The sequence below is a fragment of the Sphingomonas sp. MMS24-J13 genome (assembly GCF_044905095.1).
In the GTDB taxonomy this organism is placed as follows: domain Bacteria; phylum Pseudomonadota; class Alphaproteobacteria; order Sphingomonadales; family Sphingomonadaceae; genus Sphingomonas_I.
Genome location: NZ_CP173258.1, coordinates 2,160,831 through 2,179,063 on the forward strand (window position 1 = coordinate 2,160,831; position 18,233 = coordinate 2,179,063).

At 64.2% G+C, this 18,233-nt stretch carries 13 protein-coding genes and 2 pseudogenes; 7 read left to right on the forward strand and 8 right to left on the reverse strand.

What is annotated here, in order from left to right; all coding sequences use genetic code 11:
• Positions 1–119 precede the first annotated feature (119 nt).
• Positions 120–1,442, reverse strand: a complete 1,323-nt coding sequence (locus AB4Z44_RS10100) for an MFS transporter (RefSeq protein WP_404713906.1) — start codon at positions 1,440–1,442, stop codon at positions 120–122.
• 156 nt (positions 1,443–1,598) lie between these two features.
• Here AB4Z44_RS10100 and cyoA point away from each other — a divergent pair, with 156 nt between their 5' ends.
• From cyoA to AB4Z44_RS10135, 7 genes and pseudogenes are all read left to right on the forward strand, one after another.
• On the forward strand, positions 1,599–2,585 hold the full coding sequence (cyoA, locus tag AB4Z44_RS10105) for a ubiquinol oxidase subunit II (protein WP_404713907.1): 987 nt from the start codon (positions 1,599–1,601) through the stop codon (positions 2,583–2,585).
• A 6-nt stretch (positions 2,586–2,591) separates the two neighbouring features.
• Positions 2,592–4,591 (forward strand): annotated as a pseudogene (gene cyoB, locus AB4Z44_RS10110) (cytochrome o ubiquinol oxidase subunit I).
• A gap of 3 nt (positions 4,592–4,594) precedes the next feature.
• Positions 4,595–5,224, forward strand: coding sequence for a cytochrome o ubiquinol oxidase subunit III (cyoC, locus tag AB4Z44_RS10115; protein ID WP_404713908.1), 630 nt, complete (start codon positions 4,595–4,597; stop codon positions 5,222–5,224).
• Positions 5,221–5,598 (forward strand): cytochrome o ubiquinol oxidase subunit IV, encoded by a 378-nt coding sequence (gene cyoD, locus AB4Z44_RS10120; RefSeq protein ID WP_404713909.1) that lies wholly within the window; start codon positions 5,221–5,223, stop codon positions 5,596–5,598. The genes cyoC and cyoD overlap by 4 nt, the downstream gene beginning before the upstream one ends.
• Entirely contained in the window at positions 5,595–6,284 is a 690-nt protein-coding gene (locus AB4Z44_RS10125; RefSeq protein WP_404713910.1) for an SURF1 family protein, read from the forward strand. The genes cyoD and AB4Z44_RS10125 overlap by 4 nt, the downstream gene beginning before the upstream one ends.
• Before the next feature lie 10 nt (positions 6,285–6,294).
• Entirely contained in the window at positions 6,295–7,608 is a 1,314-nt protein-coding gene (locus AB4Z44_RS10130; protein ID WP_404713911.1) for an ATP-binding protein, read from the forward strand.
• Positions 7,601–8,131: a response regulator transcription factor gene (locus AB4Z44_RS10135; protein ID WP_404713912.1), complete on the forward strand. Its 531-nt coding sequence runs from the start codon at positions 7,601–7,603 to the stop codon at positions 8,129–8,131. Before AB4Z44_RS10130 ends, AB4Z44_RS10135 begins: the two co-directional genes overlap by 8 nt.
• 81 nt (positions 8,132–8,212) lie before the next feature.
• On the opposite strand, the gene AB4Z44_RS10140 is transcribed toward AB4Z44_RS10135, so the two are convergent.
• The 7 genes and pseudogenes from AB4Z44_RS10140 to AB4Z44_RS10170 all read right to left on the reverse strand — a co-directional run bounded on the left by AB4Z44_RS10140 (position 8,213) and on the right by AB4Z44_RS10170 (position 17,993).
• Positions 8,213–8,641, reverse strand: coding sequence for a hypothetical protein (locus AB4Z44_RS10140; RefSeq protein ID WP_404713913.1), 429 nt, complete (start codon positions 8,639–8,641; stop codon positions 8,213–8,215).
• Positions 8,634–10,127 carry an efflux transporter outer membrane subunit gene (locus AB4Z44_RS10145; RefSeq protein WP_404713914.1) on the reverse strand — a complete coding sequence of 498 codons (1,494 nt, stop codon included), beginning with the start codon at positions 10,125–10,127 and terminating at the stop codon, positions 8,634–8,636. Before AB4Z44_RS10145 ends, AB4Z44_RS10140 begins: the two co-directional genes overlap by 8 nt.
• Positions 10,120–11,277 (reverse strand): efflux RND transporter periplasmic adaptor subunit, encoded by a 1,158-nt coding sequence (locus AB4Z44_RS10150; RefSeq protein WP_404713915.1) that lies wholly within the window; start codon positions 11,275–11,277, stop codon positions 10,120–10,122. Before AB4Z44_RS10150 ends, AB4Z44_RS10145 begins: the two co-directional genes overlap by 8 nt.
• Positions 11,267–14,496: pseudogene (locus AB4Z44_RS10155) on the reverse strand (efflux RND transporter permease subunit). Before AB4Z44_RS10155 ends, AB4Z44_RS10150 begins: the two are co-directional and overlap by 11 nt.
• 239 nt (positions 14,497–14,735) lie before the next feature.
• Positions 14,736–16,088 carry a sensor histidine kinase gene (locus AB4Z44_RS10160; RefSeq protein WP_404713916.1) on the reverse strand — a complete coding sequence of 451 codons (1,353 nt, stop codon included), beginning with the start codon at positions 16,086–16,088 and terminating at the stop codon, positions 14,736–14,738.
• Positions 16,075–16,752 (reverse strand): response regulator transcription factor, encoded by a 678-nt coding sequence (locus AB4Z44_RS10165; RefSeq protein WP_404713917.1) that lies wholly within the window; start codon positions 16,750–16,752, stop codon positions 16,075–16,077. Before AB4Z44_RS10165 ends, AB4Z44_RS10160 begins: the two co-directional genes overlap by 14 nt.
• 50 nt (positions 16,753–16,802) lie before the next feature.
• The gene (locus AB4Z44_RS10170; RefSeq protein ID WP_404713918.1) at positions 16,803–17,993 is read right to left on the reverse strand and encodes an aspartyl protease family protein; all 1,191 of its coding nucleotides are present in this window, start codon (positions 17,991–17,993) and stop codon (positions 16,803–16,805) included.
• Between the last annotated feature and the right edge of the window lie 240 nt (positions 17,994–18,233).

Below are 18,233 nucleotides of genomic sequence, written 5' to 3' on the forward strand. Positions count from 1 at the left end.
CGATCGCCCAATCCTAACGGCCGTCGCCAAGCATTCCCGGTCGGAAATCGGACCGGCGGCTGACGACCTTCCCGGACTGCAAAAACAATCTCCCGCTTGGGAAATTCGGCGAGGGAGCGTTAATCCGTTCGTTGCGCGAGGTTACGGTTGACGCCCAGCGCAACGATCGTCCCGATTGCGCCAGAGAGCAGATACAGGCCGGCTGCGAGCAGGCCTAGATGCGTCGCCAGCAGCAACGCCGCCAGCGGCGCGAAGCCGGCACCGAACAGCCACGCCAGATCCGACGTTAGCGCCGATCCGGTGTAACGCGAGGTCTGCGAGAAGCTCGAGGCGACCGCGCCCGAGGATTGGCCGAACGACAGGCCAAGCAGGATGAAACCCACGACCATGAACGCAGCCGCGCCGATCTCGCCCGTATCCAGCAGCTGCGGCGCGAACCCGCTATAAACTGCGATCGCGGCGGCCGATCCGCCCAGCACCCAGCGCCGCCCGAATCGATCCGCCAGATAACCCGAGCCGACCATCGCACAGATGCCGACGATCGCGCCGACGATCTCGATCACCAGAAAGCGCGGCGCGGTCTCGGTGGTGAACAGCACGACCCACGAGAGCGGAAACACGGTCACCATGTGGAACAGCGCGAAGCTGGCCAGGGGCGCGAATGCGCCAATGACGATGTTCCACCCGTCCGACTTCAAGGTCGCGGTGACGCGCGACGGCTGGAGCTCGAGCGATTTGAACGCCGCCTCATATTCGGGCGTGACGACGATGCGCAGCCGCGCGAACAGGGCCACGACATTGAGCGCGAACGCCACGAAGAAGGGATAGCGCCAGCCCCAATCGAGAAAGTCCGCCGACGACAGGCTGACGAGGAAGAAAGCGAACAGCCCGCTCGCCACGATCAGCCCGAGCGGCGCGCCCAACTGGGGGATCATCGCATACCAGCCGCGCTTGTTATCCGGCACGTTCAGCGCGAGCAAAGAGGCAAGCCCGTCCCACGCGCCACCGAGCGCCACGCCCTGCCCGATCCGGAATACCGACAGCAGCAAGGCGGCCAGTCCGCCGACCTCGGCATAAGTCGGCAGGAAAGCGATCGATACGGTCGAGCTGCCAAGCAGGAAGAGTGCGATGGTGAGTTTCGTGCCGCGCCCGAAATGGCGATCGAGCGCGAGAAAGATCAGCGAGCCGATCGGGCGCGCGACGAAAGCGAGCGCGAAGATAGCGAACGACAGCAGGGTGCCCGTCAGCCGATCGACATAAGGAAAGATCGTCGCAGGAAAGACCAGCACGGAAGCGATTGCATAGACGAAGAAATCGAAGAATTCGGACGTGCGCCCGATGATCACCCCGATCGCGATCTCGCCCGGATGCATGTGCGGCTGGCCGCTCGCGTTCAGCACGCGGGCGTCATGTTCCATCGGCGTCGACGATATATTGGCCATGCGGCTACTCTGATCCTTTGACCCCGGCCTGTTTGCGCAATGGCGCAAGCGGCAGAATTGTTCCGTTCGATCGCCCCTTAGCGGTGAATGGCTGTGCGGGGGCATAGGACAAATTGTCCAATCGTGCCGGCCAGAGCAGCGGCGTAGTCGGCGCGCATGTTGCACCGCCGCATAGACCGCATCCTGCCATTCCTACCGCTTGCGCTGCTCGCCGGCTGCAAGATGGAGGTGCTCAACCCCGCGGGCGATGTCGCACGCCAGCAGGCCAACCTGCTGATCGTCTCGACGATCCTGATGTTGCTGATCATCATCCCCGTGATGGCGCTGACCGTGCTGTTCGCGTGGCGCTATCGGGCCGCCAACAAGGCCGCCGAGCACCGGCCCGATTGGGACCACTCGACCGCGCTCGAACTGGTCATCTGGTCGGCGCCGCTCCTGATCATCATCATGCTGGGTGCGATCACCTGGATCAGCACGCACACGCTGGATCCCTATCGCCGGCTCGGCCGGATCGCGCCCGGGCAGATGATCCCCGCCAACGCCAAGCCGCTGGAGATCGAGGTCGTCGCACTCGATTGGAAGTGGCTGTTCATCTATCCCGAACAGGGGGTCGCGACGGTCAACAAGCTGGTACTGCCGGTCAACCGCGAGGTGCGCTTCCGCATCACCTCCAGCGCGGTGATGAACAGTTTCTACGTGCCCGCGCTCGCCGGGCAGATCTATGCGATGCCGGCGATGGAAACCAAGCTCCACGCCGTGCTCAACAAGCCGGGCACGTTCGAGGGCTTTTCGGCCAATTATAGCGGCGCCGGCTTCTCGGGCATGCATTTCCCGACGATCGGCGTCGACAATGCCGGCTTCGATAGCTGGGTCGCACAGGCTAAGGCCGCGGGCGGCGCGCTCGACCGCGACGCCTATCTCAAGCTCGCGGAGCCGAGCGAGAATGTGCCGGCCCAAAGCTGGGCTTCGGTCGACACCCGCCTGTTCGACCAGATCACCACCATGTGCGTCACACCCGGCCCGCAATGCATGCAGACTTGGGGGCATGGCGAGAAGCCGATGCACGACATGCCCATGACCCCATCTCCTTTGCCCGCCGACGACGCCTCGCGTCACACGTCCGCGCCACCGCATCACGGCTGAGAAAATATGTCGCCTGAACTCATCAAATTCGTCTTCGGTCGCTTCTCGCTCGACTCGCTGCCGCTGCACGAGCCGATCCTGGTCGCGACCTTCATCGGTGTCGCGATCGGCGGGGCCGCCCTGATCGGCGCGCTGACCTACTTCCGTTGCTGGGGCTATCTCTGGAAGGAGTGGTTCACCAGCGTCGATCACAAGCGGATCGGTGTCATGTATATGGTGCTGGGCCTCGTCATGCTGCTGCGCGGCTTCTCCGACGCGATCATGATGCGCGCGCAGCAGGTGATGTCGTTCGGATCGAGCCAGGGCTTCCTGCCCGCACACCATTATGATCAGGTCTTCACCGCGCACGGCGTAATCATGATCTTCTTCGTGGCGATGCCGTTCGTCACGGGACTGATGAACTTCGCAGTGCCCCTCCAGATCGGCGCGCGCGACGTCTCCTTCCCCTTCCTCAACAATTTCAGTTTCTGGATGACCGCGATGGGCGCCGCCATCGTGATGATGAGCCTGTTCGTCGGCGAGTTCGCGCGTACCGGCTGGCTGGCGATGGCGCCGCTCTCGGGGCTCGATTATTCGCCGGACGTCGGCGTCGATTATTATATCTGGGCCCTGCAGGTCGCGGGCATCGGCACCCTATTATCGGGCGTCAATCTGGTCTGCACGATCGTCAAGATGCGCGCGCCGGGCATGACGCTGATGAAGATGCCGATCTTCACCTGGACCGCGCTCTGTACCAACATCCTGATCGTCGCGGCCTTCCCGGTGCTCACCGCGGTGCTCGTCCTGCTCGGGCTCGATCGCTACGTCGGCACGCATTTCTTCACGAACACCATGGGTGGAAACTACATGATGTACGTGAACATGATATGGATCTGGGGCCATCCTGAAGTCTACATCCTGATCCTGCCCGCGTTCGGCGTGTTCTCTGAAGTCACCTCGACCTTCTGCGACAAGCGCCTCTTCGGCTACACGTCGATGGTCTATGCGACGGTCGTCATCACGATCCTGTCCTACCTCGTCTGGCTGCACCATTTCTTCACGATGGGATCGGGCGCCAGCGTCAACAGCTTTTTCGGCATCACGACGATGATCATCTCGATCCCGACGGGCGCCAAGATCTTCAACTGGCTGTTCACGATGTATCATGGCCGCATCCGCTTCGAGCTGCCGATGATGTGGACGATCGCGTTCATGCTGACCTTCACGGTCGGCGGCATGACCGGCGTGATGCTGGCCGTCCCCCTGCTGATTTCGTGCTCCACAATTCGCTCTTCCTGGTGGCGCACTTCCACAACGTCATCATCGGTGGCGTCGTGTTCGGCATGTTCGCCGGCATCGCTTACTGGTTCCCCAAGGCGTTCGGCTTCAAGCTCGATCCCTTCTGGGGCAAGGTGAGCTTCTGGTTCTGGGTGTCGGGTTACTGGTTCGCCTTCACCCCGCTCTACGTGCTCGGCCTGATGGGCGTGACGCGCCGTCTGCGCCACTTCGACGATCCGTCGCTGCGCATCTGGTTCGAGATTGCGGCCTTTGGCGCGGCGCTCGTCGCGGTCGGCATCGCCGCCTCGCTGATCCAGTTCTACGTCAGCTTCCGCGATCGCGAGCGGCTGCGCGACACGACCGGCGATCCGTGGGGCGGCCGTACGCTGGAATGGGCAACCTCCTCGCCGCCGCCGGCCTACAATTTCGCCTTCACGCCGGTGATCCACGATCTCGACGCCTGGTACGACATGAAGAGCCGTGGCTACGTCCGTCCGGTCGACGGCTTCCGCCCGATCCTGATGCCGAAGAACACGCCGACCGGCATCTATCTGGCGGGCTTGAGCGCTGCCTGTGCGGTCGGGCTGATCTGGTATGTCTGGTGGCTCGCCGCGATCAGTTTCGTCGGGATCATCGTCGTCGCGATCCACCACACGTTCAACTACAATCGCGAGTTCCACATCTCGAAGGACGAGGTGATCGCGACCGAGGGCGAACGCACACGCCAGCTTGCGGCGCAGGGGGCCTGAGCGATGGCAAACCACGACGCATCCCACGCGATCGACGATAAGGTCTTCTACGTCGTCGACGAGCATGATCACGAAGCCGGCGGCAGCACGATGCTCGGCTTCTGGATCTACCTGATGAGCGACTGCCTCATCTTCGCGATGCTGTTCGCCGCCTATGGCGTGTTCGGCACCAGCTATGCCGGCGGCCCGCGGCCGTCCGAAATCTTCGAGCTGCCACTGGTCGCAGTCAACACGACCATGCTGCTGCTGTCGTCGATCACCTACGGCTTCGCGATGCTGGCGATGGAAGAGGATCGCAAGACCAGCACCTTGGTGTGGCTGGCGATCACCGGCTTGTTCGGCGCGGCCTTCGTCGGCATCGAACTGACGGAATTTTCGAAGCTTATTGCCGACGGCGCCACCCCGCAGCGCAGCGCCTTCCTCTCCTCCTTCTTCACCCTCGTCAGCACGCACGGGCTTCACGTCACGATGGGCCTCGTCTGGCTGGTGACGTTGATGGTGCAGGTCGGCCGCTACGGCCTGACCACCGCCAACCGCCGGCGGCTGATGTGCCTGTCGCTGTTCTGGCACTTCCTCGACGTGATCTGGATCGGCGTCTTCACCTTTGTCTATCTGCTCGGAGTCCTGAGATGAGCGCCGATCCGCACGCCATGGGCGATCATCCGTCGCACGGCACCCGCCGGTCCTATCTGACCGGCTTCGCGCTCTCGGTCGTCCTGACCGCGATCCCCTTCTGGCTGGTGATGGCCGGCACGCTGCACGACCCGCAGACGACCGCTTTGGTCATCATGGGTTTCGCGTTCGTCCAGGTGGTCGTCCACATGATATACTTCCTCCACATGAACAGCCGTTCGGAGGGTGGTTGGACGATGATGGCGCTGATCTTCACCTTGATCCTGGTCGCGATCGGCCTGATCGGGTCGCTGTGGGTGATGTACCATATGAACGTCAACATGATGCCCGGGATGATGCCGGGCGGGCAGCCGGGCGACATGAGCGGGATGTGAGACGCCTCCTCCTGCCCGCGATCGCGCTCGTCGTGATCGCGGGCCTGGTGGCGCTCGGCGTGTGGCAACTGGAGCGCCGCGTCACCAAGCTCGCCTTGATCGATCAGGTCGAGCATCGCCTTGTTGCCTCGCCGGTCTCCGCTCCGGGGCCAGAGGCCTGGCCCGGCATCGGACCGCAATCCGCTTATACGCGCGTGGCGGTTCACGGCACCTTGCTGCGCGATCGCTCGACCCTGACGCAGGCGGTGACGGCATTCGGGCCCGGTTTCTGGGTGATGACGCCGATGAAGACCGACCAGGGTTTCACCGTCCTGATAAACCGCGGCTTCGTGTCCTCAGGCTTCACCGGCCCGGCCGGGACGACGCCCCTGCCCTCGCACGTGACCATAACCGGCCTGCTGCGCGTCACCGAGCCCAAAGGCGGCTTCCTGCGATCCAACGATCCCGCCGCCGATCGCTGGTACTCGCGCGATGTCGCCGCCATCGCCGCCAGACGCGCGCTGGGGCCGGTCGCACCTTACTTCATCGACGCCGACGCGAAATCCGAACCCGGCTCGCCGCGCGGCGGGCTTACGGTCGTGAGCTTCCCGAACAATCACCTTCAATACGCCCTGACATGGTTCGCCATGGCGGGCCTGCTTGCCCTTGCCACCGTGCGGATGGTGTTGCGCCCGTCCCGAGACTAACATGCGGCCGATGGCCGAAGCACGGATCCTGTCAGCAGTTGAGCGTGCCAAGCAGCGCGCCGAGATTGCCGGCCGCCGCAACATGCTGCTGCTCACCCATTTGCGCTGGTTCGCCTCGCTCGGGCAGCTCGTCACGATCCTGACCGTCCATTTCTGGCTCGGCGTCAATCTGCCGATCGGCCCGATGATCACCGTGCTGGCAGGACTGGTGCTACTGAACATTCTGACCTTGATCATGCTGGCGGGGCGACACGCCGTCGCGAACTGGGAGCTGTTTCTGGCGCTCCTGGTCGATCTCGCCGCTTTGACCTCGCAGCTTTACATGAGCGGCGGCGCCTCGAACCCGTTTGCGCCGATCGGGCTGCTGCAGGTGGTGGTCGGTGCGGTCCTGCTCGAAGCATGGTCGAGCTGGGTGCTCGCGGCGATGCACAGCGCCGCATTCGGGCTGCTCACAATATATTATCGTCCGCTCGAACTGCCGCTTGAGCATACGAGTTCGCTCGCGCCGATCCATATCTTCGCGAGCTGGCTGAACTTCGTGCTGGTGGCGGTGCTATTGGTCTTCTTCGTTACGCGGATTGGCCGCAACTTGCGGATGCGCGATGCCAGCCTCGCCGAGATGCGGCAGCAGGCGGCCGAGGAGGATCATATCGTCCGCATGGGCCTGCTCGCCTCGGGCGCCGCGCACGAGTTGGGGACGCCGCTCTCATCGCTCGCCGTGATCGTCGGCGACTGGCGCAAGCGCCCCGATTTCGCGGCCAATCACAGCCTTATCGAGGACATTACCGAGATGCAGATCGCGGTCGCGCGCTGCAAGGAGATCGTCGGCGGCATCCTCTACGCCTCGGGCGAAGCACGCAGCGAGGGTCTCGAACGCACCACCCTACGCCGGTTCGTCAAGTCAGTCGCAGATCAGTGGACCCTACAACATCCCGGCGTGTTACGGCTCGACGACAGGCTGACCGAAAATCCCGCAATCGCCGCCGATCGCACGCTCGCACAGATCGTCACCAACGTGCTCGACAATGCGGCAGAAGCGGACGCCACCCTGGTCGAGATGACCGCCGAGACAAAGAAGGGCAATCTCCTGCTTATCGTGCGCGACGACGGCAGCGGCTTCCCGACCGAAATGCTGCGCAACTTGGGCACACCTTACCATTCGAGCAAGGATCGCCGTGGTGCGGGGCTCGGCCTGTTCCTGGCCGTCAACGTGATGCGCAAGCTAGGCGGATCGATCGAGATCCGGAACGGGCGCGTCCGCGGCGCGCTGGTGACGCTGTCGATCCCGCTCGACGCCTTGGCCCTGAGCGACGCCGATGGCTGAGCGCAACCTGCTGATCATCGAGGATGACGAGGGCTTCGCGCGCACGCTGTCGCGATCGTTCGAACGGCGCGGCTATAAGGTCCGCGCGCTGCACGGCGAGACCGGCTTGCCGGCGTTGCTGGAAGAATTTACTCCCCATTTCGCCATCGTTGATCTGCGGCTGGGCGGCGCATCCGGTCTGTCTTGCGTGCAGACACTCCATGCTCATGACGCCGCGATGAGGATCGTGGTGCTGACCGGTTTCGCCAGCATCTCCACCGCGGTCGAAGCGATCAAGCTCGGCGCCACCAACTACCTGACCAAGCCATCGGACAGCGATGATATCGAACGCGCCTTCGGCCGATTGGAGGGCGACGCCGACGTCGATCTCGCGGCCCGCCCGACCTCGATCAAGACGCTCGAATGGGAGCATATCCACCAGACATTGTCGGAGGTGAACTTCAACATATCGGAAGCCGCCCGGCGACTGGGGATGCACCGGCGGACCCTGGCACGAAAGCTCGAGAAGAGACATGTGGGGTGAGTGTTTTCACCGCCAAGCACCCTTCAACCGACGGGAATGGCCCCGCTAGTTCGCGACATTTTCAGCGGCCCCAGCAATCGATCAGTCGCGCTGCCACGTCCGATCGACTGCGATCGAAGCGACCTTGTCGCCGGCAAGGTTCATCCGCACCGTCCAGCGGACCTGATCGAGATATTCGTCGACGGTCTCGACATCGCGATAGGTGCAGGTTTCCACACCATCGGCTGCAACCGCCCCACAGCGTGCGCCCGCCAGCGTGAGAAGGCGTTCGGCACCCCGCCGATCGGCGCCGGCCGGAACCGCCGCCTCGATCGCCGCACGGGCGCCAGCAAGCTGATCGATCGAGGCGTGGTGGATCTCGACATAGGCCGGGTTTGATCCGGTCAGCGGATCGCGTGGCTGCTGGTATTCGAGTTCGCGAAAGCGTAGCGAACCGCCAGGGGCGCCCGCCTGCGCGGCACCGCCCAGCATCGCGGCGGCAAATGCTGCGGCAATAACGATCTTACGCATGACGATCTCCTTCGTGGGGGGATTTCCTGAGTGAATGGTTCGGTGCTTGAGGGACCCGGTCGGCCGCCTGCTGCGCGTCTGGATTGATCCAGCCGCCACCCAGCGCCCGGATCAGCCCGACGCTCGCCTGCAGGCGCAAAGTGGTCAGGATCAGCGCCTGGCGCCGCGTGCGCAGCGCGGTGGTCTGCGCGGTCACCACGTCCAGATAATCGACCGCGCCCTTGACGTAGCGGTTGAGCGAAAGCGCTTCGGCCTGCCCCGCTTGTGTCACGGCGCGATCCTCGGCCTCGGCCTCGACCCCATAGAGATGGAGCCGCGCAAGGTTGTCCTCGACATCCTGGAATGCCTGCAGCACGTGGCGGCGATAGGCGGCAGTCGACTGGTTCCATTCGGCACGCGCGACCGCGAGCTGCGCGCGCCGGCGCCCGCCGTCGAAAAGATTGAGGACCAGATTGGGCCCGATCGACCAGAACAGGTTGGGGGCCGAGATCAGATCGGGCAGCCCGGTATTCTGTACGCCAACCTGTCCACCCAGCGAGATCGCCGGGAAGAAGGCCGCCTTGGTGACGCCGATCCGCGCATTGGCGGCGGCCATGCGGCGTTCCGCCGCGGCGACGTCCGGGCGTCGCTGGAGCAAGGCCGATGGCAGGCTCGCCGGCACAATCGGGATCGGCAACCCGGTCGCCGCCGGCTGGACGGCGAAACTGGACGCCGGCGTGCTGGTCAGGCTGGCAATCGCATGCTCGGTCAGTGCGCGCGCGGCCCGGATGTCGGCGAGTTGCGCTTGCGCTTCGGCCAGTTGCGCGCCCGAACGGCCGGTATCGACACCCGAGGCGATGCCGCCGCGAAACCGCCGTTCGGTCATCGCATCGGCCTTGGCATAGGCATCGACGGTGGCGGACAGGAGTTGGATCTGCAGATCGTAGCCGCGCAACGCGATATAGCTCGAGGCGAGTTCAGCCTCGAGACTGAGGCGGATCGCGGCAAGATCGTCGGCGCTCGCCTCGGCGTCGGCCCTGCCCGCAGCAATGCTGTTGCGCACGCGCCCCCACAGATCGAGCTCGTAGGAGGCGCTCGCGCCGATCGCGTCGGCCGGATATTGGTTGGGCTGGTTCGCGCCGCGCAGCGGCCGGTTGTCGGACTGCCGATTACCGCTGATTTCGGTGTTGAAGCCGATCGTGGGAAGCAGCCCCGCATGCGCCTGCACCAGATAAGCGCGCGCCTCGTCGTAACGGCCGAGCGCCTCGGCAAGCGTGGGATTATCGCGATCGACACTTTGCTCGAGGCTATCGAGGGTCGTATCGCCAAAGACGGCCCACCATGCCCCCCGCATGGCGAGATCGGCCGGAGCGGCAGGTATCCATGGTCCCGCTTCCTTGTAGGCGACGGGTGTGGCGATCGCGGGTGGGCGATAGGGCGGCGCGAACGAACAGCCGGCGAGCATCGCCAGCAACGCGGCCCCGGCCGCCAGTCGCACCCTAGCCATGGGCCGTGTCCGCGACCCGGACGAGTTCGCCGTCGGCAATAGAATCGGGCGGGCTGTCGATGATGCGCTGGTTTGGCCCGAGGCCCGAAGTAACCTCGATCGTGCCACCCAGATCGCGCCCAAGCTTGATGGGCAGCATCCGCACGCGACTGTCCGGCCCGATCGTGGCCACCCGGATGCCCTGTGCGCGGAACACCAGCGCACTCGACGGGATCGCGATCGTGGCGCCAGGCGATGGCGCGGCGATCTGCACCTGAGCATAGCCGCCGGGCTTGAGCAGTCCCCCCGGATTGTCCGCGACGAGCTGAATCTGCAGCGTGCCAGTCTGTGGGTTGATCACCCCCGAAGTGCCGATCAGTTCGGCAGTGAAGATACGACCGGGATAATCGGGAACGGTGAGGGTGGCGCGCAGGCCGGGGCGCATCGCCGCCGAATAGGCTTGAGGCACGCTGACGTAGAGGCGGATCCGGTGCACGTCGGCGACCGCGAACAAGGGCTGCTGGGTGCTCGCACCCGGCCCGACCAGATCGCCGACATCGGCACTGCGCAACGTCACCACGCCGGCAAAGGGCGCGCGCAGCGTGGCGAATTGCTTCTGGGCAAGGAGGCGCCCCAGATTGGCGCTGGCCGACTGGACCGAGGCGTTGCTGGCCGCCAGCTCGCCATTCTTCTCGTCGGCTTCCTGATGCGAGACCGAATTGGTCGAGAGGAGGTCGTTCCAGCGTGCTGCGGTGCTTTTGGCGAGTCCGGCGCTGGCGCGCGCCTTCGCCAGATCGGCCCGCGCCTGCACGATCTGCTGATCGAGTTCGGGCGTGTCGACAATACCCAGCGGTGTGCCGGTGGCGACGGTGGCGCCGATGTCCCGATCCCAATTCCGGAGGTAACCGCCGACGCGGGCATAGATCTTGGCGGCGTTCCACGCCTCCATCGTTCCCGGCAAGGTCAGCGGATCGCGCGCGGTCGAAGCCTTGACCGGCACCAGATGGACGGTCGGCACGGCGCGCGCATCGGACCAATGCTGCGCTTCGCTCGCATCGCTGGCTCGGGTCCAGAAGCCGATGCCGACGATCAGGACGGCCACCCCCGCGGCGACCATTCCTGCCGTCTTCAAGCCGCGCGGCGCCCACGGCGTCGTGCCCTCATTCTGCATAAACTGGCTCTCCGGAGAAGGCATCGGCACCGGACGCAGCCTTCGGGCTGCGATCACGGCGATGCGCGATGCTGAAGACGACCGGCACGAACACCAGGGTCGCCATGGTGGCGAAGATCAGCCCGCCGATGACGGCGCGGCCGAGCGGCGCGTTCTGCTCGCCCCCCTCACCCAGCCCGAGTGCCATGGGCGCCATGCCGATGATCATGGCCAGCGCGGTCATCAACACCGGACGGAAGCGGGTCGCCCCCGCCTCGGCCGCCGCCTTGAGCGCGTCGCCCGTGATCGCGAGCCGTTCGCGCGCAAAGCTCACCACCAGGACCGAATTGGCGGTGGCGACCCCCATGCACATGATCGCCCCGGTCAATGCCGGTACCGACAAGGGGGTGTGTGTCGCGAACAGCATCCAGACGATACCGGCCAGCGCGGCCGGCAAAGCCGAGACGATCACGATCGGATCGATCCACGACTGGAAGTTGACGACGATAAGCAGGTAGATGAGCAGGATCGCGCCGGCGAGGCCGAGCACCAGCCCGGTGAAGGCGGTGTTCATCGTCTCCACCTGGCCGCGCAGCGTCACCGACGCGCCCTTGGGCCGCTGCGCCTTCGTGTCTTCGATGATCCGCTGGATATCGGCCGCGACCGCGCCGAGGTCGCGCGACTGGGTGGTCGCATAGACGTCGTAGGAGGTCTGGACCGCGTAATGCGACACGACCGCTGCCGAGGGCTCGCGATGGAGCGTTCCAAGCGCGCCGAGGATTTGGAAATCGCCGGGCTTGGATCCGGTCACGGGCACATTGTTCATGCCCGACATCGAATCGATGCGATATTGCGGGGTCTGGACGACGATCGGGTAGGAGACGCCGTTGCGGGGGTTGAGCCAGAAGGCCGGCGCAACCTGAAAGCTGCCCGCGAGGTTGACCGAGAGGCTTTTCGTGACGTCGTTTTCCGTGATGCCGAGCCGATCGGCGCGGCTGCGATCGACGTCGAAGGCGAGTTCGGGATAGTCGCTCGCCTGCTGCAGCCGTACGTCGGCAATGCCGGCGACATGGCGCAGGCGCGCGACCAGCAGGTGGGCATATGCCTCGTTCGCCTTGAAATCGGGGCCCGCGACCTGAACGTCGATCGGCGCTGGGGCACCGAAGTTCAGGATCTGGCTGATGATATCGGCCGGCAGAAACGAGAAGGTCGAGCCTGGGAAGTTTTCCGGCAGCGCCCCGCGCAGCGCACGAACATAGCCGGCCGTCGGCGCATGATCCTTGCTGAGGGTGACGAGAATATCGCCATCCTGCGGACCGACGCCGCCAGTGTTCGAATAAGCGCGATTGATGCCGCTGACCGGCAACCCGATATTATCGACGATGGAGACGAGCTGATCGGGCGGGACGATCGCGCGAATCCGCCCCTCGATGTGATCGAACAGGGCGGCCGTTTCCTCGATCCGGGTGCCGACCGGAGCTCGAACGTGAAGGTTGATCTGGCCGGAATCGACCGAGGGGAAGAAATTGCGACCGAGCGCTGGAATGAGCGCCAGCGAAACCAGCATCAAGCCAAGGAAAGCGGGGACGAACAGTTTGCGGCGCGCAAGCGCAAGGGCCAGCACCGAAGAATAATAAAGCCGCATGCCTTCGAACCGCTGTTCGAAGCCATGCTGGAAACGCCGGAACGGATTGCGCGTCTCCGGCCGGCCGGCGCCTGCATCGTGACTCGCCATGATCTGCGCGGTGTGCTCGGTCGCGTGATCGCGCAGCAGATAATTGCCCATCGTCGGCACGAGCGTGCGCGACAGGACGAACGAGGCGATCATCGCGAACACCACCGCCTTCGCCATCGGCGCGAACAGGAAGCCCGCGACACCCGGCAGGAAGAACATCGGCACGAACGCGATGCAGATGCAGAGCAGCGAAACGAAGGCCGGCCCAACGATCTGCTCCGCGCCGTCGAGGATCGCCTGGCGCACCGGCTTGCCCTGTTCGAGGTGCCAGTTGATATTCTCGATCGTGACCGTGGCGTCATCGACGAGGATGCCGACCGCGAGCGCAAGCCCGCCCAATGTCATGATGTTGAGCGTCTCTCCTGCCGCAGACAAGGCGGCCACCGCCGCCAGCACCGCGAGCGGAATCGATGCGGCGATGATCACTGTCGAGCGCCACGATCCCAGAAAGACCAGGATCATGAGCGAGGTTAGTGCAGCGGCGATGATGCCTTCGCGCACCACGCCCGAAACAGCGGCCTTCACGAACAAGGACTGATCCGACAGCGGCTGGACGTGGAGGCTCGCCGGCAATGTCTCGGCGAGCTTGGGCAAGAGCGCCTTCACCTGATCGACGATGGCGATGGTGGAGGCCGAACCGCTTTTCAGCACGGTCATCAGCACCGCGCGGCTGCCATCGACGCGCACTTCGTTGCGTTGGGGCGGCGAACCGTCATGCACATGCGCGACATCGCGCATGTAGACGGTGCTGCTCCCGATCGTCTTGATCGGCATATTGTTGAGCTGGTCGATCACCGCCGGGCTGTTGTTCAGGCGGAAATTATATTCATACTGACCGATCTTGGTCGTGCCGGCGGGCACGATCTGGTTCTGCGCGGCAAGCGCCCCCCCACATCGGTTGCCGAAAGCTGGCGCGCCTGAAGCGCGTCGGGATCGAGATCGATCTGGATCTGGCGCTCGCGTCCGCCATAAGGCGACGGGATCGCGGCCCCCTGCACGGCGGCAAGCGACGGGCGGATGAAGTTCTGTCCGAGATCGTAGATCTTCTGTTCGGACAGATCGGGCGCCGATAGCGCAAGCTGCAGGATCGGCACGGTCGATGCGTTGTAGTTGAGGATCAAAGGCGGCGTGATGCCCGGCGGCATCTGCTTGAGCACGGTCTGCGAAACCGAGGTCACCTGCGCGGTCGCGGTGCGGATATCGACGCCCGGCCGGAAGAATATCTTCACGATGCCGATGCCGTTCAACGACTGGCTTTCGATATGATCGATATCGTTGACGGTCGTCGAAAGCTGGCGCTCGTAATAATAGACGACGCGCCCCGCCATGTCCTCGGGCGGCAGGCCGCGATAGGTCCACACCGCGGCGATCACCGGGATCTTGATGTCGGGAAAGATGTCGGTCGGCGTCTTGAACCACGCAATCGTGCCCGACAACAAGATCAGAATTGCGAGAACGACGAAGGTATATGGTTTACCAAGCGCGAGCTTGACCAAATGAAGCATTATACGGTCTCGACAAATACAAGTGCCGATGACGCCGCTCGAAAGGGAAATGTCTTGCTGGCGCCATCGACGTGATGCCAGTGCAGGATTTTGTGCAGTGCGGCGAGTGAAATGATTTTCACTCGGAAGGGATGGGTTAATCTATAGGCGTCATCCCAGCGAAAGCTGGGATCTCAGGAGGATTGAGCGCGCTCAACTCGCCCGAGCCCGCTGCTCTCCCTGGGGTGACGTACTTCCGATCACTCTCGGCACCGTATCCGCGCCGCCAATCCTGGCGCCGCATCCCCCAGTTCGAACGAAAAGTCATGGAGACGCACGATCGCCATGACGATGCTCAAGCCCACGCCGGACCCCGGAACATCGACCGAATTGGCGCCACGGAAGAACCGCCGCAACACCGCCTCGCGTTCATTCTCCGCAATGCCGCGGCCATTGTCGCGGATTTCGATCACCACGCCGTCGTCGGCGCGGGCCGTCAGCGAGACATGGCCGCCGGCGGCGGTGAATTTCAGGCCGTTGTCAACGAGGTTGCTCACGGCCTCGAACAGCAATTTGGCGTCGCCATTGACGCTCAGCCCGTCCGGGCAATCGAGCACGAAACCGATCCCGGCCTCCTCCGCCACCGGCTCGTACAATTCGTATACCGTAGTCAGCATCGGCAGCAATTTGACCTCGCCGAATCCCGCGCGCCGCCTCCCGTCCTCCAGCTCCGAGATGCGCAGCAGAGCCGCGAAGCGATCGAGCACCGTCTCCAAATCCGCCGAACCTGCTTCCGCAATCTCGCCCGCAGCGGCCGGCAACCCCGGCATTTCCGCGATCCGCCCGAGCAACCGGCGCACATGCGCCAGCGGCGCGCGCAGATCGTGGGCGATGACGTCGGTCACCTCCTTTACCTGCAAGATCACGCGGCCGACATCCTCGACCATCACATTGACCGTGCCGGCGAACTGATCGAGTTCGTCGTGCCGACCCAGCACCGGCATGCGCGCATTGAGATCGCCCGCAGCGATGCGCCTGCTGACGCGCTGCAGATCGCGCACGCGCCGCAACGGGGCGAGACTGAGCAGGAAGCCGCACACCAGTACCGCGAGCGCGATTACGAGGCCGCTCGTTATCAGGATCGTCAGCATCCGTCGCCGCAGATCGACTACCGGCGCCATATCGCGCGCGATGATCAGGGTTTCGCCCGCCGCCGTCCGGCTCGCGAGCATGCGCACCGGCTGCGGGATGCCCGGCCCTTCGGGTACGTCGACCGGCCGATCGAACAGCAGGCCCGACGGTATCGCGATATTGCCGACGATCAGACGCCCGTCTGCCGATTCCAGCGCATAATAGTTCAACCGGCTGGTATTCTGCGCGATGTCCGCGGTGATGCGGGCTGGCAGATCGGCCACGCTCACCGCGTGGAGCCGCTTCGCCTCGAGCCGCAGGATCGCGTCGCTGCGCGCATCCAACTCCTCAGCGGTCTGGAGGTAGATCAATCCGATCATTCCCGCCATGCCGAGCGCGAAGAGCAGGCCGAGCAATGCGGTCAGGCGAAAGGTGCTGATGCTCCTGACGTCGCGGAAGCGCAGCCGATCAGACAGCGTCAAATCGATAACCCTCGCCCTTGACGGTGGCGATCACCGATGGCTGCCCCGGCCGATCGAGCTTCTTGCGCAGGCGCGCGATATGGACGTTGATCAGGTTGGCGCCCGGATCGAAATGATAGCCCCACACCTGTTCGAAGATCATCCGCCGGCTGACGATCGTGCCCTGATGCCGCATCAGGAATTCGAGCAGACGGAACTCCATGTGGAGCAGCCTCACCGTATTGCCATCGACCTGCACGGTACGCGCGATGAGATCGACCTCGATCGCGCCGGCACGCAGGATCGCTGAGGGCGAGGGCTGCTGGTGCCGGCGCAGCAGCACCGCGACGCGGGCCGCCATTTCGGACGGCGCAAAGGGCTTGACCAGATAATCGTCCCCGCCCGCGCGTAGGCCGGCGATGCGCTCGTCGACATCGCTCATCGCGCTGATCATGAGCACCGGCACATGGACATTGTGCGCGCGCAGCCGCGATATCAACGTCAACCCGTCGACCCCCGGCAGCATGCGATCGAGCGTGATCGCATCGAACGGCTCGCGGAGAGCCTGCTCCAGCGCGAGCGCTCCGTCGGGTATGTGAGTAACCACATGATCGTCGGCCTGCAGAGCGGCCGTGATCTCACCGGCCGTCTCCTTATCGTCCTCGATCACCAAAATATGGGACATTCGGCCAGTTTACCCTACATTTGGCGATCGGCAACGCCCGCCGCCGCGCCTCAGAAATAGTCGGCCAGTTGGAAGTCCATATGGCGCCCGTCGGCCAGGCCGAGCTGGACCGGCGTGCCGGCCGGACGATAGCCTTGCCGCTCTCCCGGTGCCGGCCAGGCCTGATCGATCGCGCGTCCATCGAGCGCGACGATATCGTCGCCGGCACGAAGGCCCGCATGCCAAGCCGGGCTGTCCGGCGCGACATGGCCGACCCTGATGTGATCGGTATAACGCACCCCGCCGATGCCCGAGCGATCCTTGGGAAAGGGTTTCGCCAGCGCAACCGGATCGGGCCTCAGCCAAAGTGAATCCGCACCGAGATTGAGCGTCGCGTCGAACGCCGCGAACAAGGGCCAGCCGATGTTGATCGGCCGCTCCATCTGCCAATTCTCGACCACGCAGACCGGGATTTCGGCGAGGGTGAACGGCCCGATCCGAGCGTTGCGCAAGGTGAAGATCTGGCTGACCGCCTGCCCTTCCGCGCCCACCGTCATCGTCGTCGAGACGCGCCGATCGCGCAGCAGGCCGAGATCGGCCGCCCATTCGCGCGAGATCGACATGGGCAACGCACTGCCCAGATCGATGATCGCATAATCATGAAGCCGCCCCTCGAGCGTGATCGCGAGCGACGGGAAGGCGCGATCGGCACCCTGCACCTCCAGCCGCCTGTGCGATGCCGGATGCCCAACCGTGGACGCAGTGAGAAAACGCGCGCGATCGCCCGGGAAGTCCATCTCCACCGCGACATTGCGCAGCACATCCTGCCCGATCACGAACGGGATCCTGCTCGATACCGATCGCTCGATACCGCTCATATCATAGCTGGCGACGCTGACATGGTGGAAGCTCGCGACATCGAGTGCAAGATGATCGACCCGGTAGAGCGAGCCGCTGACCGGCCCTGTGAACGTGGTCGCAAGCGTCGAACCCTCGAACGGCAATTGCAGATCGAGCGCGAGATCGTCACGGATTACGCTGCGCGTCGCGCCGCTATCGATCACGGCGTTGAACGGCTTGTCGTTGAGCCGCGCGGGTAGCGAAAGATAGCGCGCCGATCCGAGGTTCAACGGATGCCATTCGCCCTGATCGGGGCCAGCAATGGAATCACGCCTGAGGCCGGCCGTGGCGGACGCACGCCCTGCGAACAAGGCGGCCCCGCCGATCGCTGCCAGAGCCTCACGTCGTTGGAGATTTCGCATGGCGACTGTCCCATATCGGTTTTGCCCGAGGCGACAGGCCACCCATCGGAGTCAGCGCGCTGAACGCACCGATCCGTTAAACCTGTTCCAGAATTTCGATAAATTAGGTTTTCCACAGTAGTTTCAAAGTGAAATTAATTTCATGTTGCCGCAAATCATTCAAATATGGAGAGATTAAATTTCTTAAACCTTCAACTATTCTACTATGTAACAGAACCGTCATGGCGCAGCCCTAGCCGC